Raw genomic sequence first — 22,046 nt, forward strand, 5'->3', positions numbered from 1 at the left:
CGGCCCTCCAGACGGGCGGGTAAGGACCGGGTGAAAGTCAGAGCCTGCATTCAGCTTTTCCCCAGCCTGCGCTCTTACAGTGAACCCGTGCCGGTCCATGCAGTCGGGCCTGGGCGCACGCGCAAATTGTGGAAGGACACACCGTGGTGAAGCCATCAATCCCGTCAATGAAGACCCGCATTGGAGTCGGAGCGGCAGCTTTCCTGGCCGCCGGCGCCATGGCCGCGGCGGGCGTGGGTGCCGCGTCCGCATCACCCAGCACAATAGCGCCGGTCTCGGCCGCCTCCCCCTCCCATGCCGCCACGGGCGGGGCAAAGGCGGACAAGAGCGCCGGCGGGTTGCAGGCGTTCCTGAGCCTGAACGCGGACAGCCCGCAGGCTGCCGGGGACCGTGCGGCCAAGGCAGCCGCAGCCCTGGTCAACCACCCGCAGCTGTTCGCCAAGCTGCCCGCGGCCCTGCAGGCGGACGTGACCACGCTGAAGGATGCCGCCCCGGCGGACCGGGTGAAGGACGCCTACAAGATCAAGACCACCGCACTCTCCGGCGGGTACGGCGCTGAGATCCAGAAGCGTGCCGAGGCGCTCGAGAAGACTGCCACCGGCCTGGCCGGCCTGCGCCAGGAGCTGCGGACCGCGTTCAGCTCAGGCAACCCCGGCGCCGGGCTGCAGCAGGTGGCCGACCAGCTCATCAGCCACCCGAAGGTGTTCACCAAGCTCCCCGCGAATCTTCAGGCTGACTTGACGGCCCTCAAGAACGCCGCCCCGGCAGACCTGGACGCGCAGGCGAACAAGATCAAGGACACCGCGCTGAACGGCGGCTACGGTGCCAAGGTGCAGAAGATGGCGGAAGCGCTGCAGAAGAAGGCTGCCAAGCCCAGCACGTAGGGAGGCCGCGCAGGGAAAGTTCGACGGCGGGTCCCCGGCTGAGGCGGGGGCCTGTCTAAGTCGTCGTATTACTGCGGTGCAGCAGGAATCGTCCAGTCGTAAGCAGGGCAAACTGGACATCTTCGCAGCTGGGGCTTCGCGGCGTCAGCGAGGGATACAACAGTTCATGACTTCGTTTTACCCGGACCGTTCAGCATGGTGAACAGCGAATGGATGGGCCACGGCACAAGCCTTCGCTGCCCCGACCCAGAGTGTGCATACGCATTCGAGCGGAGAAGGAAGCACGATGGGCTCCGATATACCCCCGGAAAAGCCCTAGTTAATGAGATAGGAGCTTGGCCGCTCCCCGTTAGCATTTTCGGTGTTCTTAGAGAATGAAAGGGCATTTACCGCAGCTTTGACTGCGATCGCTGGAAGCAACGCTGCAGCGGCAGTCAGGGACAGCGCCGTGAAGGCGACAACTTCAAGCGTTTCCCGCTTTGGCAGGCGGCGACCCCGGCGCCCACCGTCAAAAAGTTCCATCATGATGACGAGGTTAGGATCAGGCAGCGAAAATTGCCCCCGTATAGCCTACCTGTTTTTGGACAGACTACTACTTGGTAAGTAGTAGTCTGTCGACAGCCATCGACTGTCGTAAGGCAACTGCGAGTAACTCCGAAACTCCTCCGGCTTAAGCAAATCGCATGTCCTGACGTCAAATATCGCCGTGCGGCCTTGTCAAAAATGATGAGTGCCGCCTCCAGCTCAAGCTCATCGCCGAAGGCAACGTGGCGGTGGGGAACCGGAGTCACGGGTTTTGTCCCGTTCGACGAAATTCACCCTCCTTGCCGACGGACAGCAAAAAGCAGAGGCAACAACTCGTCGTTGCTGCCCCTGCTCGCCTGGTGCGCTAGCTCTTTTGAGGTTTGCTCGCCTGCCCCTGGGCAATGAGTTCCCGGAGGGCCGGCGTAACCTTCTCTACGTAATAGGCAGAAGGATGCGTGTCGTCAATCTTCATGACAGTGGAGCCCGCGAACGCCGGGCACGTTTTACCATCAACGCAGAACAGCGGCAGGGTGTCCACGTACACGCCACCAGCGCTTTCAACCTGCTGCCGCTCGGCAACGGTCAACTGCCCATACCAGCTACCCAGAGTGGTGCTGCAATCCAGCGGCGAACTGCCGGGCCGGTAGCACTTCCGCATGTCCGTGTTGTGCGGCGGCGGTGCAAGGGCAACCATCTTCGGCCCCGAAGAGGTCTTGCCGATGAGGCCTACCAGCTCCGAGGACCATACCCCGGCATCCGCTGAGTCCGGGTAGTTGTTGGCAACGATCAGCAGGTCCGGCGGACTGGTCTGCAATGAACGCACTGTAGCTTCCTTATGGGCCACGCAGTCCGCTGAGTCGTACTGCGCTGCACGGCTGGTGAATGGGCAGCCGTACTTCGCCTCCATCGTCAAGCTCCACTCACCCTTGCCGTAGAGTTCGATGAGCGCCGGCATCCAGGCAATAGCGATGGAATCACCAACCACGACGGCGCGCTTGGGCGCGGTCGCGCTGCCCCACACGCAAGCCGCCTTATCGGCGGGTTGGGAACCGCACTGGTTCACGCCATCGGGCTCCGGGTTATGCCTCAGCACGTCATCGACCGAGGGTGTCAGGTTGGACCATTCAGAGCGCGTTGAGGCCTGCTTCAGTTCGGTCTGCAACTGGCTGACGAGAGGCCCATATGTCGTTACTGGCGCAGCGTTCTTGTCCGCGGACGTGGCTGCCGGGCTGTTGGCTTTGGAGTTCCATTCCTGAACAGCTGTCACCTGGCCTGGGCTGAGCTTCTGCGGCGCCAGGGCGCTGCTCACGAGAACGATGGTGACAATGGCCAGCAAGCTTAGAGCCACCACCCCGTAGTTCTGCGGCAGGCCCATCTTGGAATCCCGGTGCTTGCGCTTGCTTCCCGTGAGCCAGGAGGACTTACGGAGCGGATCTTCGAAGAGGTAGTAGGAGTACCCCGAGCAGATGAAGATTCCGGCGACAAGGACCACGAAGTACTGCGGTGTTGGTTCGGTGACAACAGATGCCCCAATCACGACGAATGGGAAGTGCCACAGGTAAAGCGAGTAGGAGATGTCCCCAAGGTAAACAGCCGCCCGGTTGGTCAACGGGGTCATATACCGGTGCGAGGATGATCCGGTGCCGGCGGCGATGAACAGTGCCGCGGACAACACAGCCAGCGCGGCGCCCGGCCCGGGGAAGCCTGCGTGTGCGTCGGTCAAGAACAGCGCCGCAACCATGCCGGCCATGCCCACCCATGCCAGGACCGGGCGGACTGCCTGCGGTATGCGCGGCAGGACCGTCGCCATGCAAGCGAGGACACCGCCGATGCCTAACTCCCAAGCGCGGGAGAACGTAGAGAAGTAGGCGACAGTGGGATTCGTAGACGTTTCGTACACCGACCAAGCGAATGAGCCTGCCACGATGAGAGTCATCGCCGTGCCCGCAACCACGCGCTCCTGTCCGCGCATCAGGCGAGCCGTCAGCGCGAACAGAACGATCATCAGCAACGGCCACGCGAAATAGAACTGTTCCTCTACCGACAGCGACCAGTAATGCTGCAAGGGTGACACCGGGCCCGTAGCTTGGAAGTAGTCAGTGCCGATAACGGCCTGTCGCCAGTTCGCCCCGAAGAAGAACGCCCACACCGCATCCCAGACCGTGTTCCATGCCCGGACCTGGTTGAACACGAAGAACCCGGCTATAGACGTGGCCAGCAGGACGAGCACGGCGGCCGGCATGATTCGCTTGACACGGCGCTTGTAAAAGTCTGTCCACGAAATTCGATTGGTGCGCTCATGTTCCCGCAGGAGGGACGCGGTGATCACGAACCCGGATATGACGAAAAAGATGTCAACGCCGACGAAACCGCCACTAGGCCAGCCGAGAGCATGATCGAGGATCACAGCCACTACAGCGAAAGCACGAAGACCTTGGATGTCCGGGCGAAGCCCCGTCTTGCGAGAACCCTTGCCGGTCTTGCGATTAAAGGGCAAAGCGAGCACAGGGATTCGGTCGAGCAGCAACGACAAGGTTTTCCCCCAAGGAAGTGAAATGAGACTGCCCTAATTGTAGGGTTAGATTATTCCGGCATCGTACCGTCGGACGGCATAGTCATCCCGCCATTCCTGTAGGGCTCGGCGATGGAAGCTAGCTCCTCCCAACACCTTCATGGCCCGTAAACGCCACGTTGTTCGCCGCAGGCCATCTTTGGTCGCATACTCAGTCACACCCGTTCCACCAGTAGTCAACTACTCAGTGGTACCTGACAGTGAATTCACGGATGGGGTCGTACTTCTCCCCGGCAACGGGCAGGAGGCATCAGCGGCGGCTCCAACAATGAGTTGACGTCCGGCCCTGCCAGAGAACCCTCGAGTATGTCGAGGCTAAGTTGCCTCTGCCGCCGGCGCTATGGATCCACGGAAAAGGCGACAATAAAAACTGTCTGCTCAATCTCTCCCTACGATCCTGATGTCCCCTCGCTCGATTCCTTGGTGAGCACGCACGGCAGCCTGAATCGGCGAATCTGCTGATGGGGGGAGGACGTACCTTTTCTTGATAGTGCGGAATCGCTAAACGTGCATAGTTTCCGAGTTCAGTCCTTTTCAGCAGCCACTCGGTTAGACAGCGATTCGCGACTGAATGTAACGTGCCCGTGAAAGATGTAACCTGCCTGTGAAAGGCGTGAGGGATTTGTCACTACCGTCCGGTGATAATCCACCATAAGACTCCAGGGAGGAGACGTAGCCGTTCCGGCCATCGAGCTAGTTCGACAGTAGGCAACTGAGTCTCGCACAAGTGGGCACATGTGGCGCGTGTATGCGCCTTCCTCGAATAGATCATCACTAACAGATAGCGATTCCAGATCAAGTTATCCTCAAGTGAAGCTCAAGGTTCGGTTAGGACTCCCCAAAGCCGTGACAACGCAGCAAGCACCCGTTAGTCTTCCCACACCTGCGGCCCCGAACTCTGCCCACTCCCACGGCTCCGAAGTTACAGCCGATGGATGAGCGGCAGCCAATTAGCGTTGTGTATCGTCCGCCCATAAGGGCGACTTCGACGTCAGACGCAGTGTGCTGCGGCTATCATTCAAACCATGCTGTGGGGAAACAAACTAAACACGAGTCCAAGTCGAGTGCTGATTCTCGGTGGTGCTGGATGGAAAAACGTCGGTGACGACCTGATTGCCTGCGCGCTCAAGGAATGGGCAGGCGTGGACGGCGCCACAGTCAAAATTGTTGGCGGCCCTTTTCCCCACGACAACGCCGAATATGGCTTGAAGCTCGCCGGGGATGCGAGGTCACGCGCACGGCTGGCATGGGAAATCCTCCAGGCTGACTACGTCCTGATCGGAGGGGGAGGCCTCCTGGACGACCGCATGCCAAACTTCTACCGTCCCTTTACTCGTGCCGCATTCCTCTGTCGGTTACTGAAAACTCCATACGCCTTCGCTGGCATCGGGGTCGGCCCCATCCAGAACGAAGAAACCAAGGCAGCATACCGGGCCGCGGCAGAAGGCGCGGCGCGCGTTTTGGTCCGGGACGAGATGTCAAGAGAGCGCCTTCGCGCCAGCGGAGTCAAACGTAACATCGAGGTCACACCTGACCCCGTACTGTGGGGTACAACCTCTCCCGCCGAAAGCAGCCGCCGGTTCGATCTCGCCATAAACTTGAGGAACTGGCACACGAATGAGAATCCAAAGGTCGGCTACGACGGACCCAGTGATACTGAAATCACCCATTCAGTGGCCAAGGCTGTAAACGAAGTCTTCGACGTGTCGCGCAAAATTGCCTTGGTGTCGATGTCTGGTCAGCCTGGGGACAACGATGCAGCGGTGTTGGCCACGCTTGCCCCCATGCTCAATGCCGAAACAGAGACATTTTTCGACTCGACACCTGCCGAGGTGCAGACGGCAATTAGCCAAGCATCTTCCGTATTGGCAATGCGGCTGCACGCCTGCTTGCTTGGGGCGAAAGCAGGCAGCAAAGTTCTTGGCCTTGCTTACGATCCGAAAGTGGCTCAACAGGGCACGACGGTTGGTTTCGACGCGATACAGCTGGATGGCGAGTTCATAACAACGGGAGCGAATCGCATATCGCAGATGCTTCGCTCACGAGAAGAAGTGGTAAGGCCGGCGCTTAAGCCGCCATTGGTTCCATGGCGAACATCCGAGTAGCCAATTTTTTGCCTTTTCGAGTACGTCAGGTGGTTGAGTGGGTCCTCCCCCGAGAAAATTCGCGTAACGGCCACTGTGTCCGTAATTACGCAATAGTCAATATCTTCCTCGCATGGACAAAGATACCGTTACTGGGAACACATCTAAGACCGACGAGAAGCAGGCTTTAAAGCGCCGGCGTTTACTGAGTATGGGAACCCTTCTAACTGCTGCTGCAGGCGCCTCAGCACTATCAGCAGTTCGCCCAAGCGCGGCAAGTGCTGCTGACGTCGCCGCAACCACATACATACCCCTGACTGACAAGGGAGCACCGTCAGGTGTAGCAACCCTCGACAGTAGCGCCAAGCTTCTAACGACCCAGCTGCCAGATCTCTCAGCGCCAATCGCTGAGCGAATAAGAGTCGGCCGGCAGTATGTATCAGCCAATGACAACACTATCGCCAACATCAAAGCCGACGGGGTGAGTGACGACGCAGGGGCTTGGAATGCCATTCGTGACGCCGTTAACGGAAAAGACGTGGTCCTCACTTGGAAAGGTGATTCTGTCCTCAGCACTTGCATTAACTGGAAATCGGGGCTGTCCCTCGTCGGCTCCAGCCGGCCAGCGTCAAAACTGATTCCCACCGGCGGAACAGCAATTCAATGGGGTGGATCGGTAGACAACCCCATAACCGATTGTCTATTCGCGGACTTCAGCGTTGACGGTTCTCGCATGCCGGGGCCGACAGGCAAGGCGATTTTCATGACCTACCTGAAGCGCCCAGTATTCCGCAATCTCCACATCTACGACACCGCCTCAACCGGGCTTGGCTGCGACTTTATGCTCGAGGCCGTTTTCGATCGCGTCATCGTGGAACGCTGCGGCCGGACTCAGACTGTCGACTCCCCAGGATCTTCCGGTATCGGCATCGGTACCGGAGCGTGGGAAAACGAAACCTACCTCATCACTAACTGCATCACCAGGAACAACAAACGCAACGGCATCTTCGTTGAAAAACAATCATTTGTGCCCTATTACGCTAAATATGTAGAGGTCATCGGGTGTGTGTCGACTGGCAACCTTTATGGCCTGGGTGATCAGGGCGTGCAAAACATGAAAGTGATTGGCGGCTCTTACAATGAGAACGTTCGGGATGGCATAAATCTGTCCACATCGAACGGCTCGGCACGCGGTTTGGGATCAGATCTCATGGATCTGGACGCGACCGGAAATGGGAGGTTCGGCGTCAACATCGACTTTGCAACGTCCGAGTGGAACGGCGCTGTCCCCTTCCATGGCCGTTACCGCATCCGAGGGGCCCGCATCGCGAAGAATAACATTGGCATAAAGGGCAGCCTCAATAACGACCTTCCCAACCTCGTCGTCACAGACAACGACGTCTTTGAGAACAGCGCCATGGGCCTCCATGTTGCCGGGGCTTCACTGATTGATCCAGTCATCAGCCGCAACCGCTTCCGGTCTAATGGCAAAGCAGGCGGAAGCCCGGGCGCCATGCTGCTAACCAACATTGTGCGCGGCGAGGTACGGGACAACATTGGTTGGGATGACGCCGCCACCACTAAGACCCAAACTAACACCTTGGAATTTACTGTCGGACAGACGGTTACCGACACTGTAATCAGCGGCAACGTGGGAGTCGCTAATAGAGACGGAAATCTCGTGTTTTCCGGGGCCCTAGCGGGGAAAACTGTAGTTCGGGACAACCCCGGCTACGCTGCCGCCGCCGTCGACGGAATTATCGTCACGACCAGCCCCCAGACCTACATCGCAGGTCCTCGCCCTGAGGAGATCAGCATCCTCGGAGGCGCCGTAAGCAACGTTTCGATAAACGGCCAAACCTGGCTGACTGGCGCGGGACAAGTCCACCTGGAACCCGGCGATGTCATGAAAGTCACGTACGGCGCAAACCCTGTCATTAAGCGCCGCATCATCTAAATGGCTGTCAAGACGCCCGCAAGAGTCGCAACTTTCGAGCCTAGGGGTGGAACTACCGGTACCCGTCCACGATCGCTGCGGCGATCTCCTTATAAGCCCGCCTCGTTTCGGGCCTCAGCACATCCAGAGTCACCAAGTCACCGTCGGCAACACCACGATCGTGCGGCACCGCGATCAGTTCGCGGCAGATGCCGGACAGGTGTTCTTCAATCGCGTCCTTGTCAACGCGTGAGGAGACCTCGTCCTTGTCCGTGATTACCACGATGGCGTTACGGGCCAAGTCCTCATAACCGTGGCTTGCCAGCCAGTGCAGCGTGCTCCGAGCCCGCTTGGCGCCTGACACCGCGTAGCCAGCTGCGATCACAAGGTTGTCCGCCGACTGCAAAATCCCGCTCATGGCGTTGTGCGTTACACCAGTGCCGCAGTCCGTAAGGGCAACCGAGTAATAGCTAGCAATGAGCTGCCGGATGCGCAGGTACTCCGCAGCCGTCAGAGAGTCCGAGACCTCGGGGTCCTGTTCCCCGGCGATAAGGTGCAGCCGGCCGGCGTGGTGCATGTAACGCGCAAGGGCCGTCAGGGAGTCGATGAACTCGATGTTTTCCAGCAGGTCCGTGATAGTGCGTGGGCTGGACTGCTGGTAGATGCCCTCGCCCAGGGCGCGCTCCACGAGGTCACCGGAGTCCGGGTTGGCGTCAATGGCGCACGGCGCGTCTCCGCGGTATTCAGCGAGGGTCAGGCCGACGCCAACCGTGGTGGAGGTCTTGCCGATGCCGCCTTTGAGGCTCAGGATCGCCGTGTTGAAGCTGCCCTGGAGCTGGCGCGAGATCCGGCGTGCCAACTCGTCCTCTTGGCGCTGCTTTGGGCCGGGCCCGAGGTTCCAGGCGCCGCCGGTCAAGTTGTAGAGAACGCCGCGGATGCCGCCCTTGGGGCGCGGCTTCTGCTCCTTTACGAACAGGCCGGGCGAAGTGATGAAGTCCGGCATGGGGCTATCAGCGATCGCGTCGGCCACGGTAGGGCGACTACGACGGAAAGAGGGCGTCTGCGCAGAAGCGTCTATGGGCGGCCCAGCAGCATCAGAGGCCCCCTGACTTCGCGCGGAGGACGGCGCTTTGGGAGCAGCGTCCGGCACGGACGCGGTGGGACCGGGCGCGGGCTGCTCGAGGGCGTGCGCAGCAGGAGCGCCGGGGGCGGCAGCCGACGCTGCGCGGGAGGGCTTCGTGGCGTCGGCCGCGGCAGCCGCTTCCGCCCAGGACGATCGGTGAGTCACCGGATTGCCTGCGTCGTTGGAACTGGACGTCTCGGGGGTTACTGCGGGCATGGTTCCTGTCCAGGCATCCTGCACTGAGCCGTCGGCACGACGAAGTTCGCGGCGTCGGCGCAGCTGTGGCTGCCCTGCATTTTCTGCTTGGGCGCCTGCATTCTGATCCGCCGGTTCTGGCATGTCTGTCCCCTGGACGTATCGGCAAATGGTTGTGCGGCACTAGTTCAATCAGTAAGTCTAGGGGTTGTGTAGGATTTCTTACCGAGTAACCCTGATCAGCGGTGAATAAGCGCCGCCGCAACCACTGCCGCCGTGAGCACCATAAGAACGGCAAGGACGGCGTAACTAATCCATCGGGGACGGCCTCTATGGGGGTTGATGTCCAAGTACGGCATGGTCAGCGCTGATCAGTTCCGGGCGTGGGCGAGACGGAAACCCGGAGCGCGCGGCGCTTCAGCCGCAACAGCTGGTATAAAACAACGGCGGGAACCGTCAGGGGGCCCAGGAGTGCGCAAAGCGCCAAGGCATACTCAGAAAAAGCCACAACAGCCTCCATCGGTCAAAGTAATCCCAATCACCATGACCTAACCACGTGACCTGCAAATTGACAAATCGAGTCAAGCAAAAGTCAACGCTTGTCGGATAAACTACGACCACAACACAGTATCGACAAAGTCGCCAAAGTTGCGACCGCAAGAGTTGTCAGCTGAATAAAGGGCTGCAGGCCCGCCTTACACTGCCTAACGCCTCCACGACTGCGGCGCTTCAAGTTTTCCATACCAGTCTTTGCAGACGACCACCGACTGTGATTCCAGGATCAGCTCAGGAAGGACAGCTATCGCGACCCTTCTTGCGGACTCTTCCGCTTGGTTTCCTGAAGGCGCTTGATGAACCAACGAGATTGCTCCGGCCCATAAGGCAGCACGGGAATAGCCTTAGTCGCATCATTGGGCGTATCCCGGATGGACTGGCGTGCTTGACGGACGGCTGTGGTCATCGTGTCAGCCATGGTTTTCACAAACTGATCACTGCACGGCTCCCCGTGTCCTGGTATCAAAAACTCATATCGGTGGCGCAGGGCTGAAATGTGACGGAGGACGTCCGCCCACTCCTCAGGGTAGGAGTCCTCGAAGGATGGGTGCGCTCCCTGCTCGACAAGGTCACCGACGTACAGAGTTGTTGGTGTCCCAACCAACAGATCTCCGTCGGTGTGACCGCGGCCAAGATGGAACAACGTGACGGTCAGGCTCCCCAAATCGACCAGGACGGGCTGGTCCTTGACGATGACGTTAGGAGTCACGAGCTCGACGTTGTCGCCCTCACCGGAAGACATCCCGGGTTCCCATACGCCCACATGTCGGCGCTGAAGGTCGCCCCGCTCCTTGATCTCGGAAGCGCAGTTCTGGTGCGCCCAAAATTCAGTGACGCCGGCCCTGGCGAAAACGGCGTTGCCAAAAAAATGATCATAGTGTGCATGCGTATTCACAACTATTAGTGGCAGGCCAGTCTTCTCCCGGACGGCTTCGAGGATTTCACGACCCTGGCGGGGGCCGCAGCCGGTATCGACGACCATCGCACGCTCGGAGCCGACAATCAGACCAGTGTTCAGCAGAGATCCTTTCGTGACCAGCACAAAATTGTTAGGGCCAACATCCAGCCACTCTGACATGTTCCTGCTTACCTCCGGGGCTATATCGCTCTACGTCCCGATTCTACCCACCAGCCCCGGAAGGCCTACGGACCGGGGGCAGCAATAGAAGGCGGCCAGCATGAAGACTTCTCGTAAGCCACCATGCTTGTATGCGTCCACAAGGTAACTGCCCCAAGGAAAAGATAAACGAGTGACGCAACAACCCTTTGTAGGTAGCCCATACTTATCAGCAAGTATCCCGTTGCAGGGCATAAGTATCTCCACATGCAAAAAACACGTATTACCCACGGTAGTTAGATCTACGCCGATTCAATAGTTTCTGAGTATGACTGAGGAAGCGTTGGAAAACGACCAACCATCGTTTGGGTACTCCAAGAGCGTGAAGCGCCGAAAACTGTTGGGGCTTGGCACCTTACTGACCGCCATAACGGGCACTACTGCTTTGTCAACTCTAAACGGTGGCACGGCAGACGCGGCTCCGGGAGACAAGTCCGGATCAAATACGTATATCCCGGTTACTGAAAAAGGAGCACCTTCAGGCGTTGCAACTTTGGACACCAATGCACAAATTCCATCGGCGCAAATTCCGGATCTCTCTGGCACTTATCTCCGAGCCGCACGCATACCGGATACGTTCCCAGCAGGAACACTCCTCGAGCGGACAACCGGAGGTAAGCAGATCTTAGGCGTTGACGGAATAAATGGTCGATACTTCGTCATCAACTCCTATACCTTGTGGGAGTTTACGTCTCCCAGTTTTGCAGCCCCACACAAGAACCGCGGCGCCCCGAGCGACGTGAGTCAAGAAAGCATGGGAAACGCCAAGTTAATATGGTTTAAGGGGACATACTATCTGTCGGCACTGTCCTCCGGCCGGGCTTCGCTCTGGCGTGTGAAGGATCCAAATCCGACCGGCGGCGAAGCTTGGTCTTGGTCCGGTGTTCTGAAACAGGGCGTCGACGGGGCAACGGTTATGGGGCCCGCCTTCAACACTGATGGTCAGTACATCTACTGGGGTGAATACGGTTCCCCTGCAGGTGGCCCCAATCTCTACCGTTCTGCCGACGGCTTGACGTGGGAAACGTGCCTAACCGCCCCAAACCCTACAAATCATTGCCACGGAATCAATGCCGACCCCTACGAACCTGGACACGTTTACGCGACCTTCGGGGACGCTTCTCAACTGAAGCACATGAAATCAACGAACTACGGCGCTCCGGGAAGTTGGTCTGAATTACCAAACACAAATTCCGTGACGTGGCAGGCCGTACAAATTAGCTTCACGAGAGACCACGTGTACTACGGGTCCGACGCAAACCTTGCTGGCTGGACGGCCTTTCGTTGGTCAAAGGCAAAAAGTCGCATGGAATCACTCACCCACGAGTGGCACTACATGAGAGCTGTGCCAGGGGGCCGCTCCGGGCGAACTGTCGCAGATCTGACCTTCAAGGATGGATCCACCAGTATGACGTCTGCCACGGCGAACTTCACCGCCGCCGACGTCGGATCTGTCATCCGCGGGGAGCACACAGCTATTGTTGATAACACCATCATAAAATCGGTTATCAGCCCGTCTACTGTAACGGTATCTGCCGCTGCTTTAGCCGATTCTGGGACAACGCGCGCCGTCATCGCCGGCGACATGTTCTATGGCGCAGCATTTTATGGGGCAGTAGACCCAGATACCGAGATCTACTATTGCATAGCGAACGATGGCTCGTCGGTCGGGAACACTCCAGGGCTGTTTGCGATCACTCCTGATGGAGGGTTGCATCTGCTCAAGGTGCTGCCCGCTAAGCAGGAGGGGGATCTGCATATTGCGAACGGCTACGGCTGGTACGGCCAGTTCAAATGGCCGTTGCTCAGCGCCTAGCGCTGCATCTCTGATTTTTCCAGCTTGGGAATATGGTCCGACGTAAGTGCAGGGCACGCACCACCTGCGTCCCTTGGAGGATCCTCCAGCGCCAGACGCACTCGAGATTGCGGCTACAATTGCCGTTAACAGCACCACTTTGGCCGTCCTGTCCACGTGCCATTCGGCAGGATGCCAGCTATTAAACAGGGGGACCCCGGCTTGGACTTGTACGACTATTTGCGCGTTCTGCGCCGCAACTGGATCCTAATTCTGGCGTCTCTTCTGGCGGGCTTACTAGTTGCCGGAGCCGCAACAATCCTGGTGAGGCCGACATACACCTCCAGTACGCAACTGTTCGTCGCAATCCAGAGCTCAGGTAGTGTCGCCGAACTTCAGCAGGGCAACACGTTTAGTCAGGCACGAGTACAGTCGTATGTTAAGACGGTAACTACTCCGGTGGTTCTGCAGCCGGCAATTAACGCCCTCGGTCTAGACGAGACGCCCGCAACGTTGGCCAGTCGCATTCGAGCATCTTCTGACCCAAACACCGTATTGATCGATATTGAAGTTGAAGACGCTTCGCCGGTGCAAGCAGCTGCTATCGCGCAGGCTGTGGCCGATAGTCTCATCAAGGGATTGGACGCACTAGAGCGGCCGAAAGCAGGAGGCACCAGCCCCGTCAGCCTCTCTGTTATAGCCCCCGCTACTGCGCCTTCCAGTCCCTCTTCCCCAAACACCCGGCTCAATCTGTTGCTAGGCTTGTTTGCCGGTCTCTTGGTGGGGGTAGGCCTTGCCGTTCTGAGAACGGCTTTGGATCACCGCATTCGGGGTGAAGCGGACTTCCGCCGGTCGTCGGACGCGCCGGTGCTTGGTGCGATCGCCTTCGACCGAGATGCAATTAAGAAGCCTCTACTCACCCAGACCGGCACGCAAAGCCCTCGTGCCGAGTCCTTTCGCCAACTCCGCACGAACCTCCAGTTCGCCAATGTTACTGGCCGCGGGAAGTCCATCCTGATGACTTCTTCATTGCCTGGTGAGGGCAAGAGCACAACGGCTACAAATCTTGCCCTGGCCCTGGCTCAGGCGGGTCAAACTGTTTGCCTCATCGACGCTGATTTGCGACGGCCGATGGTCAGCGACTACTTGGGGTTGGACCGCAATGCGGGCCTTACCACAGCGCTAGTGGGTCGGGCGGATGTGAGCGATCTCCTTCAGCCTTGGGGTGTGGAACCACTCTACGTGTTGACGTCGGGTCAGATTCCCCCGAATCCCAGCGAACTTTTGGGCTCAGCACAGATGACTCAACTACTGAAACGCCTCGAAGATTCGTTTGACGCTGTCATCATTGACGCACCTCCGCTCCTGCCCGTCACCGATGCGGCGGTCCTCGCCCAACACGTTGGAGGAGTCGTTCTTGTTGTCGGCGCGCAAAAGCTGAAGACCCAGGATCTCGAAAAGTCTTTGGAAACGCTCGAGCTAATTGAGGCGCATTTGCTTGGCGTCGTACTAAACAGGCTCCCGCAGAGCGGGCCAGACGCTTATACATATTCCTACTACAGCTCGGACGATTCTTTGGAACGAGGTAGAATAAGCGCAGAGTCGACAAACACCGCCAGGAAAGCTTCCCTCAATTCAGAAGAAGATTTTCACGCTGACGAGTCGCCAGAAGGGCGGCCACCGAGCGTCTTCCCCGGTTTACCCCGCTGATGTCCGCGCCTCGCTAGCTGCCATAAGAGCGCCGAACTTGGGCGCTCGATCAGAAGCTAGAAACCTTGGTGGCGTCTTCGGTGCCGGAAGGGCAATATGATAGGTCGCCGTCAACCTGGTGAAGTGCGATTTATAAGCTAGCAACGGGGCCTCATGCTAGTAAGCTCTCCCTGTTCGCTCAGCGACCGGTACATATACGGGATTATCGAAAAAGGGACACGGCCCGATTACAGTGACTTTGCCTTACCGTCTTCACATCCACGGAACCGGACACAACCTTGTCTTCATCACCCGGGTCATAACGTAACGTTCGAGCGCGGTAGATCAGTTCGGGGTAGCGACAACTTGCGCGTCATTTGTCTTGGCAGGGGTCGCCGATTCCCAGGTCCTTCGAGCTCAGTCCTCCACGTGAGACTACGGGAGTGGCCGTGGTCGGACACTCGTGGCGTAGGCTTCGAAATCACCGCTTCCTAAGCGTCAATTGGGATGAAGTAGTCTTTCGACTTCAGCAGCGACTTTGGTTGGTGGACGAAAAGTGGGCTCGTGAGAGGTCGAAATTTTAGTCGCCGTGTTCCAACCGTTCGGATACCTCGTGCCCGAGCTTTCATCCCCCGAGAATCACATAGTGCCCTTGCCGGTGTCGCATGGCCGGCCAGGGCAACACGTGACGCCTGGTCAGGTACGGGCCAGAGAAAACACCCAACATGGGGCCTCATGCCAGAATCGGTGCAAGAATGGCTGCCTTCCTAGCCCGGAAATTGCTCGAACATTTCTTGGTGACAGAGCAGTCGCGATATTTTCCTTACGGCTCCAGTCAGGTTCCCGTCTAGGGTTTCGTCCGAGAGAGATGGGGATGCTCCAGCAGCCGACCATCAACAAGTGGCTTTCCTAGTTATAGACTCGTGCGCTATCGGAGAACGCATTTATTTGTCCCCAAGGGATGACTGAACCTTTCCTTCCCTGTTCCTGGTAATCCCATCCGTGCCGCACTCCATCCCCTTCGCCCTAGATCAAATGCTCTTCCATGATGCCCCACCAGCGGTCTAGGACTACTCACAATTTCCAGGGGAATACGAGTACGAGACGTCGCTTTTTCGTCGACTGGTCGACGACCCTTGGACGAGCGCACAGAACGGAGGGGCTGCGAAGAAGACCCAGCCCCCGTGTGTCGGTGATGGTCGAAAAGTGAGCCATTGTGATGGTTGAAAACTGAGCCACCCGTTCCAAACGATTGGGCGGGTGATCACAGTGGAAGATTGGGCGCTTATTCGGCGGTTGCATCTGGCCGAGAGTGCGTCGATAAGGTCGATAGCGGCGCGGTTGAAGATCTCCAGGAACACGGTCGCGAAGGTAGTCAGTGCTGACGGTCGCCAACTTACGTTCGGGCGCCGCAGGACTCCGGGATCGAGGCTGCGGAGCCGGTAATTCGTGCGCTGCTAGTGGAGAACCCGCGCATGCCCGGGACGGTGTTGGCTGAACGGGTTGGCTGGTCTGGGTCCCCGGCGTGCTTCCGGGAAAACGTTGCCAGAATCCGGCCGGAGTATGCCCCGGCTGATCCTGCTGACCGCATCTCGTATGATCCCGGTGATCAGGCGCAGTGCGATCTGTGGTTCCCGCAAGTGCGGATACCAGTCGGTGTCGGCAAAGCCAAGGTCTAGCCGGTGCTGGTGATCTCTTCGCATTCACGGTTCATCATGGCCCGAACGATCCCATCCCGGATGACCGGAAATCTGCTGGCTGGGATGTGGGAGCTGACGCGCTCCCGGGGTGCGGTTCCGCGGCGGCTGATCTGGGCAACGAAACGGGCATCGGCCGGCGGAACAGCTATGGGCCCGGAGTCACGGCCTTCGCCGGGGTTCTGGCTACCCGAACGTGCTTTTCAAACCCTACGACCCGGAGAGCAAGGGCGTACTGGAGCGGGCCAACCAGTTCCTGGAGCCCGCGTTCCCGCCGGGCCGGATCTTCGCCTCTCCGGAAGACTTCAACGATCAGCTGGGCCAGTGGCTGCCGAAGGCTAACGCCCGGCTCGTCAGGCGGATCGGCGCGCGCCCGTCGGACCTGCTCACAGCAGATTAGGCGGCCATGCTGGCGCTGCCACCGGTTCCACCGGGCGCCGGCTTCACCGCAAGGGTTCGGCTGCCGAGGGACCACTGCGTCAGGATGGGATCCAACGACTACTCCGTCCACCAGCAGGCCATCGGCCGCTTCGTCGACGTCGCCGCCAATCTGACAACCGCAACGATCAGCCTGGACGGCAGACCCGTCGGCACGCATTTCGGTCCTGGGGCTCCGGCCGGACCATCACCGACCCCGCTCACGCCGAGACGGCAAGGGCACTGCGGAAGGCCTTCCAAACCCCTCCACCTGTGGGCGAAACAACCGGGCTGCGGGACCTGGCGGACTACGACCGCGCCTTCGGCGTGGTCCTCGACGACGGGCAGGTCGCCTGATGCCCGAAGCCAAAGAAACGACTGGCCGGATCGAGTCCTACTCCCGGGTGATGAAGGCACCCCGGATCCGTGACGCAGCAACCCGGCTCGCGGACCAAGCCCGTGAGGGGGGGCTGGACCCATGAGGAATACCTCGCCACGGTCCTGTCCCGGGAAGTTGCAGCCAGGGAAGCCTCCGGCGCCGAACTAACGGCCCGGGCAGCTGGTTCCCGGCCTGGAAATCACTCGAGGACTTCAACTTCGATCACCAGCTAGGCCTCAAACGCGACACCATTGCGCATTTTATCACCGGCGCGTTTCTCACCGAAGCGTCCAACGTCGTCCTGCTCGGACCGCCGGCACCGGCAAAACACACCTCGCCACCGGACTGGGCCTGCGGGCCACCCAGCTCGGTCACCGCGTCCTGTTCGCGACCGCCGTGGACTGGGTCGCCCGGATCCAGGCAGCCCACCAAAACGGCAGGTTGCCCCAGGAACTTGTCAGGCTGCGCCGCTACGGACTGATCATCGTCGACGAAGTCGGCTACATCCTGTTCGAGCAGGACGCCGGAAACCTGTTCTTCCAACTGGTCTCATCGCGCTACGAACACGCCTCGCTGATTCTGACCTCAAACTCGCCCTTCGCCCGCTGGGGCGACGTTTTTGGAGATCAGGTCGTCGAGTCGGCCATGATCGACTCCATCGTCCACAACGCCGAAGTCATCACCCTCGAGGGCTCCAGCTACCGCCTCAAACACACTTAGGTCGACTCGTTGCCCTCGACAAGACCGGAAAATGCCGCAGAATAACCAACGTCAAAGTGCCACACTTTTCAGCCCGTGAAACGGCTCACTTTTCGACCATCGCTGACACCCAGCTGCTGTGCTACAGCTGACGATCTCAAACGCTGCTCATCACTTAGATGCACCCAGGCAGCAGTCAGCCCGTTTTCCGGTCCTATAGCACCAGGAGCAGACTTTGAACAATAAGCTGTCGTGGCCCGCTGGTCGACTGGGTGATGACGAACTCGTCCACTAACCCCAGGCATGAACCGCCCTCAATGGCTCTCGACAAGACCAGAAAATACAGCAGGAGCCCCAGTGCCAAGTCGGAGGTAGTACCTACGGGGTCGATGGCTGGCTTTCGATTAGTCGGTCATAAGACGCATGCAACCGTTCCAGAATTTCACTGTCGGAAGCGAGCCAACGATAAGAGAACGAAGGAAAACACGCGTCCCCCTGCGGCAACGCTTTTTTGCACCGATGCGGTGATCGCGCATCGACTGGCCGGGACGGAAACCCAGCAAGCCCGACCTCTCTTCTCGGTACATTACAGCGGCGGGGCATGAGCACCGAAGGTGCATTGGTGGCCTCGTTGTCCCATCCCTAACCGACAGCCTCAGTTCGTCGCTGAAGTCTCCACGCACCTATATCTTTCAAACTCTTGCAGTCACCCTAACCTCCGCGCTTTTCGGCGCCCGTCCAGGAACTGACAGTAGAAGCGACAGCAGCAACAAAAGGACAAAGATCCACTCACTTAGGACCAGCGCAACAACGAACATGTTCGAGGGAGAGTCCCGCAGGAAATAACCGAGACTCAACTGTGCGCATAATGCCGCAGCATATGTGAAAGCGACGGTCTTGAACCGGCCGGAGGCTAGAAAAAAAGTGACGAGCACTGTACTCGCAAGTGAAAGGGGAACTTGAACTGAGATCATCTCGACTGTCCCGACGCTGCCGATCGCCTCTTGCCCAAACATAAGCGGCACGAACCACCCCGCAAAGAGATGCACGAAGAGTGTTATCAACCCGCCGACTAGAAGAGCAGACATCATGTGCCCACACAGCCTCGGTAAAGAAACGACTGCGCGTGAATATCTGGGCAAGAGGAGCGAGCCCAACAGTTGAGAAGGAATGACCAGTAACAAAAGAACACGCGTTGCCAAGGCCACGTCGACTAGGAGCGAACTTCCCCCAAAGTTTTGCGCCATGATGATGAGGCACGAAGAATAACCGTGGAGAATGATGGTGTAAGTGGCCAATGCCAAGTACTTTGAGCCCCCCGAGCCGAGAACCTGCCATGGCACTCTACCGAAAATCTCCGCAGCGCCAATGCCCGCACGGTTGTTTACGAACACCATCGAAACAAATGCTCCGAGGCTGTAGGAACTTGCTATCGCCCACAGCGGAAGTCCCATCAGAGCCATGCTGATCCCGGACACCCCGACCGTTGTGTTCCCTAGAACCCGAGAAATAGCCAGACCTTTAGCATCTAGCCGCCCCTGCAGAACGTAAGTTGCGGACGCAGCGACAAGCACTGGCATGACAGCTATACCGATGGCGACGAGCGAATTCGTCTGCAGCATCGCTAGTGGGACAACAACTATGCTAGCTACGAGCGCAAACGCGACCTGAAGACGTGCCGTTTGCTGAACCACGCCTCGGTATTTTTCCCCACTAGCTATTCGCCGCACCGCTTCTGTGCCCAGGCCCGCGTCCCCGGCGACCGTGGCATAAGCAACAATTGACTGCGCGAGGGTCAAAACCGCTAACGCATCTAAGCCAACTCTCCGGGCTAACACGAAGGATACTGAGAAGGCAAGGAGACGGGATACGAACTCGGCTGCGAGGAGGAAGGCCCCGTCCTTAAAGAACTTGGCGCGCAACTATGTCCCCCCTAGCAACTGGCCTAAATGAGCGAGCGCTCAAAATGGCTTTTGAAACGGCGGTCTTGCCAGCACTCGAGCACAAGCCCCACGCTAACCCCACGAATACCCAGGTCTCCAGCAGCCACAGAGCACTTGTGGCTATCGAGAATGCAAAATATGGGATTGCGAAAATACACAATAGGTCAGCACGGCGTTGACGTATGACCTGAGTTACCACCACGGTGGCGGCCAAGACAACCAAAGCGACGCCGATCAAGCCACCGTCATAGGCAATTTGCACTGGTAGGTTACCGATGTACCCGGGCAAAAGAAGGTGCGGCTGAGTATCGTCGATGTGGCGTTGACCGAAGCTGTTCCACCCTAAACCGATGATTCGGTTGCTGGACGACCACCATTCTTCCAAAGCAATGTTATTTACACGGTAACGCAGACCGCCCGTTCCGCCACTGATATCAAATACGTTGAAAAACTTGTCGAGACCCCTATCAGAACCTGTGAGCAATAGGTAGGCAGCCGCGATGCCGCCCAGCACTGCCGAACCAGCAGCTACTCTTCTCGCCCTGGCCCGGAACAATAGGCATCCTACAAGTCCAATAACGTAAGAAACTAAAGCGGCACGTGTATGGGTGGCCAAGATCGCTACGGGAACAATCGCCGCCAGTAAGATCCTGACTCGGTTTGGTACGGCGTTCAGTGGGTTGTAAACGGCCACTAACGCCCAGAGACAAAGCAGACCACCAAGAATATTTGCTTCAATAGAAAAGCCGTATGCGGCAAAGCCACCGTAAGCAGGATCCGACTGCACACCGTAATTGAATAAGAAAGAACTAGCTGCTACCCAAAAGACAATGGCCAAAATGGATACAATCAGGGCCGCTACTGACCCTACTCTAATAAGGGTGTACCAGATGCCCGGTGTCCTCGCAATCCATATCGCGGTGATCACATTCAGGGCGCACCACATAAGAACAGAAATTGACTTCTGTGGCATCGGAGGAACATTTAAAGAAGTAATACCGGCAAACAAAAGCCACCCGGCGATGCAGCTCATCGACCACTTGACAGCGGGACTTATAGTCGTGCGTCGCTTTGACAACGACTCGTGAATGATGCGCATAAGGCAAAGCAAACCGACTATTAGCTCCAACCGAATACTGAAGCCGGCCAGAGAAACGGATGGCCTCGTAACGAAAGTGGCACAGATAACCAGAAAAGCGAGTCGAACATTCGAGGAGACGAAGAAGACCGCCACGACGACGCTTGCGGCAAAGGCGAATGCAGCACTCAAATCAGTCAAGCTTAGCTCTTCTCGTATTGGCGGCATCTCGGTCAGGGAAAACCGGAGCGTCCACCACGCCTGGACTCGATACCAGCGCCCTAGCGCGGCTCGCTGTACTGTACTGCATCATATCGGGCTCGGCATAGGCATGGTCTTCCGTCTCGCATAGATCCTCGGCAGAAGCAAAAAACGAATCCCACTCGTCAAGAGATCCAAGTAGCTTGAATCGTGAGGGGTATTTATCTGCCCATGGGGTCAAGCTGACTAACTTCGTTGAACCGATAACCACGCCGGTGGCAAGATAGTCAAGTACCTTAAGAAGGTTACTAGACTCGGTATATGCATTTGAAACGAAAGGAACAAGGCCAATTTGGGCTTGGGACAGTTCACTGATAACAATGTCATAGGAAACATCGCCAAAAAATCGGACATTGTCAAAGTCTACAAATCTCGAGTCAGCACTGGCCCCAAGGAAGTGAAAGTTCCAAGTCGGATTTCGCTCGACTAATTTAAGGAGTAGATTTACGTCGAGGCGCTCGTTCCACCCCCCTGCATAAACTGCAGTTCTCATCCGAGTTTTCGGGTATCGGGAAACGACCCCCGCGACTCGTGACAGATCAATTGCGTTCGGCAAAACATCCACGGAAACCTGGTCCGCCAATTCAGCCGTCAGGCTCTCTGACACCGCCAGAACCTTGTTGGCAGCTCGCCCTGTTTCAACTGCCAGGGCAAAATTCCGATTTCGGATCTTATCATTTTTCTCGTAGGCATATCCCCAATGTCGGTCAATCACGTCGAAAATCCGAAACCGCCAAATCTTTCCGGCAGTGAGTTCTGGAAACATCCACCAATAAGCAACGAGCACCGGCTCAGACCAAGCTAATTTTGCAAAGGACTTCGAGAGCGTTCTCTTTATGATGAGCTGAACCAGCCGTCGTGAGACTTCCGGATATGTCATCGGCAAGACGTCCACGATCAGCGGCAATACAAGGAGATGGCGGTTGTCATCGAGTTTGTGTAATCCAGGCTGAAGTTGGCTGCTGGTTTTTCCCAACGGACCCTTTATAAGGCGCCGTAGAGCTGAGCCCTGGAAGCGCCTGCAGACGTATAGAACAGGCTGTTCTTGACCGATGGCATCAAACATCTGCAAAGATGTCTGATTCGCTGACAGTTCA

The 22,046-nt window shown here is 57.9% G+C and carries 14 protein-coding genes and 1 pseudogene; 8 read left to right on the forward strand and 7 right to left on the reverse strand.

Features of this window, described 5'->3' with window-relative positions; translation table 11 throughout:
* The first annotated feature begins 143 nt into the window (after positions 1 to 143).
* Positions 144 to 884, forward strand: coding sequence for a hypothetical protein (locus PUN51_RS02650; protein ID WP_275179792.1), 741 nt, complete (start codon positions 144 to 146; stop codon positions 882 to 884).
* 315 nt (positions 885 to 1,199) lie between these two features.
* On the opposite strand, the gene PUN51_RS02655 is transcribed toward PUN51_RS02650, so the two are convergent.
* Positions 1,200 to 1,409 carry a hypothetical protein gene (locus tag PUN51_RS02655; protein ID WP_275179794.1) on the reverse strand — a complete coding sequence of 70 codons (210 nt, stop codon included), beginning with the start codon at positions 1,407 to 1,409 and terminating at the stop codon, positions 1,200 to 1,202.
* Positions 1,410 to 1,773: 364 nt separating this feature from the next.
* Complete coding sequence (locus PUN51_RS02660; protein ID WP_275179795.1) at positions 1,774 to 3,942, reverse strand: acyltransferase family protein; 2,169 nt, start codon at positions 3,940 to 3,942, stop codon at positions 1,774 to 1,776.
* Positions 3,943 to 5,006: 1,064 nt separating this feature from the next.
* Here PUN51_RS02660 and PUN51_RS02665 point away from each other — a divergent pair.
* Positions 5,007 to 6,086, forward strand: a complete 1,080-nt coding sequence (locus PUN51_RS02665) for a polysaccharide pyruvyl transferase family protein (protein ID WP_275179796.1) — start codon at positions 5,007 to 5,009, stop codon at positions 6,084 to 6,086.
* A gap of 112 nt (positions 6,087 to 6,198) precedes the next feature.
* Positions 6,199 to 8,022 (forward strand): right-handed parallel beta-helix repeat-containing protein, encoded by a 1,824-nt coding sequence (locus PUN51_RS02670; protein ID WP_275179797.1) that lies wholly within the window; start codon positions 6,199 to 6,201, stop codon positions 8,020 to 8,022.
* Positions 8,023 to 8,074: 52 nt separating this feature from the next.
* Here the strand turns inward: PUN51_RS02670 and PUN51_RS02675 are convergent, their stop codons facing one another.
* A complete protein-coding gene (locus PUN51_RS02675; RefSeq protein WP_374114910.1) occupies positions 8,075 to 9,340 on the reverse strand; it encodes a MinD/ParA family ATP-binding protein in 1,266 nt (421 codons plus the stop codon).
* Between the two features lie 778 nt (positions 9,341 to 10,118).
* Positions 10,119 to 10,952 (reverse strand): MBL fold metallo-hydrolase, encoded by an 834-nt coding sequence (locus tag PUN51_RS02680; RefSeq protein WP_275179799.1) that lies wholly within the window; start codon positions 10,950 to 10,952, stop codon positions 10,119 to 10,121.
* Between the two features lie 307 nt (positions 10,953 to 11,259).
* On the opposite strand from PUN51_RS02680, the gene PUN51_RS02685 reads away from it, so the two are divergent.
* From PUN51_RS02685 to istB, 5 genes and pseudogenes are all read left to right on the forward strand, one after another.
* Positions 11,260 to 12,807: a hypothetical protein gene (locus PUN51_RS02685; protein ID WP_275179801.1), complete on the forward strand. Its 1,548-nt coding sequence runs from the start codon at positions 11,260 to 11,262 to the stop codon at positions 12,805 to 12,807.
* Between the two features lie 201 nt (positions 12,808 to 13,008).
* A complete protein-coding gene (locus tag PUN51_RS02690) occupies positions 13,009 to 14,496 on the forward strand; it encodes a polysaccharide biosynthesis tyrosine autokinase (RefSeq protein ID WP_275179802.1) in 1,488 nt (495 codons plus the stop codon).
* 1,872 nt (positions 14,497 to 16,368) lie between these two features.
* Positions 16,369 to 16,572 carry a hypothetical protein gene (locus PUN51_RS02695; RefSeq protein ID WP_275179803.1) on the forward strand — a complete coding sequence of 68 codons (204 nt, stop codon included), beginning with the start codon at positions 16,369 to 16,371 and terminating at the stop codon, positions 16,570 to 16,572.
* 6 nt (positions 16,573 to 16,578) lie between these two features.
* The gene (locus PUN51_RS20800) at positions 16,579 to 17,019 is read left to right on the forward strand and encodes a Mu transposase domain-containing protein (protein ID WP_374114911.1); all 441 of its coding nucleotides are present in this window, start codon (positions 16,579 to 16,581) and stop codon (positions 17,017 to 17,019) included.
* A pseudogene (gene istB / locus PUN51_RS02700) lies at positions 16,946 to 17,688 on the forward strand (IS21-like element helper ATPase IstB). Before PUN51_RS20800 ends, istB begins: the two are co-directional and overlap by 74 nt.
* Positions 17,689 to 18,359: 671 nt before the next feature.
* Here the strand turns inward: istB and PUN51_RS02705 are convergent.
* Genes PUN51_RS02705 through PUN51_RS02715 form a run of 3 tightly spaced genes read right to left on the reverse strand, consistent with a single transcriptional unit; the run spans position 18,360 to position 21,925 of the window.
* Positions 18,360 to 19,589 carry a hypothetical protein gene (locus PUN51_RS02705; RefSeq protein WP_275179805.1) on the reverse strand — a complete coding sequence of 410 codons (1,230 nt, stop codon included), beginning with the start codon at positions 19,587 to 19,589 and terminating at the stop codon, positions 18,360 to 18,362.
* The gene (locus tag PUN51_RS02710) at positions 19,570 to 20,889 is read right to left on the reverse strand and encodes an O-antigen ligase family protein (protein WP_275179806.1); all 1,320 of its coding nucleotides are present in this window, start codon (positions 20,887 to 20,889) and stop codon (positions 19,570 to 19,572) included. The genes PUN51_RS02705 and PUN51_RS02710 overlap by 20 nt, the downstream gene beginning before the upstream one ends.
* On the reverse strand, positions 20,882 to 21,925 hold the full coding sequence (locus PUN51_RS02715; protein ID WP_275179807.1) for a hypothetical protein: 1,044 nt from the start codon (positions 21,923 to 21,925) through the stop codon (positions 20,882 to 20,884). The genes PUN51_RS02710 and PUN51_RS02715 overlap by 8 nt, the downstream gene beginning before the upstream one ends.
* Positions 21,926 to 22,046 lie beyond the last annotated feature (121 nt).

The sequence above is a fragment of the Arthrobacter sp. NQ4 genome, from assembly GCF_029077345.1.
Classification (GTDB): Bacteria; Actinomycetota; Actinomycetes; order Actinomycetales; family Micrococcaceae; genus Arthrobacter.

Coding starts and splice junctions, on each gene's coding strand:
- PUN51_RS02685 (WP_275179801.1), top strand. CDS start 11,260: ATGACTGAGGAAGCGTTGGAAAACGACCAACCATCGTTTGGGTACTCC.
- PUN51_RS02675 (WP_374114910.1), bottom strand. CDS start 9,340: ATGCCCGCAGTAACCCCCGAGACGTCCAGTTCCAACGACGCAGGCAAT.
- PUN51_RS02670 (WP_275179797.1), top strand. CDS start 6,199: ATGGACAAAGATACCGTTACTGGGAACACATCTAAGACCGACGAGAAG.
- PUN51_RS02665 (WP_275179796.1), top strand. CDS start 5,007: ATGCTGTGGGGAAACAAACTAAACACGAGTCCAAGTCGAGTGCTGATT.
- PUN51_RS02680 (WP_275179799.1), bottom strand. CDS start 10,952: ATGTCAGAGTGGCTGGATGTTGGCCCTAACAATTTTGTGCTGGTCACG.
- PUN51_RS20800 (WP_374114911.1), top strand. CDS start 16,579: ATGCTGGCGCTGCCACCGGTTCCACCGGGCGCCGGCTTCACCGCAAGG.
- PUN51_RS02655 (WP_275179794.1), bottom strand. CDS start 1,409: ATGATGGAACTTTTTGACGGTGGGCGCCGGGGTCGCCGCCTGCCAAAG.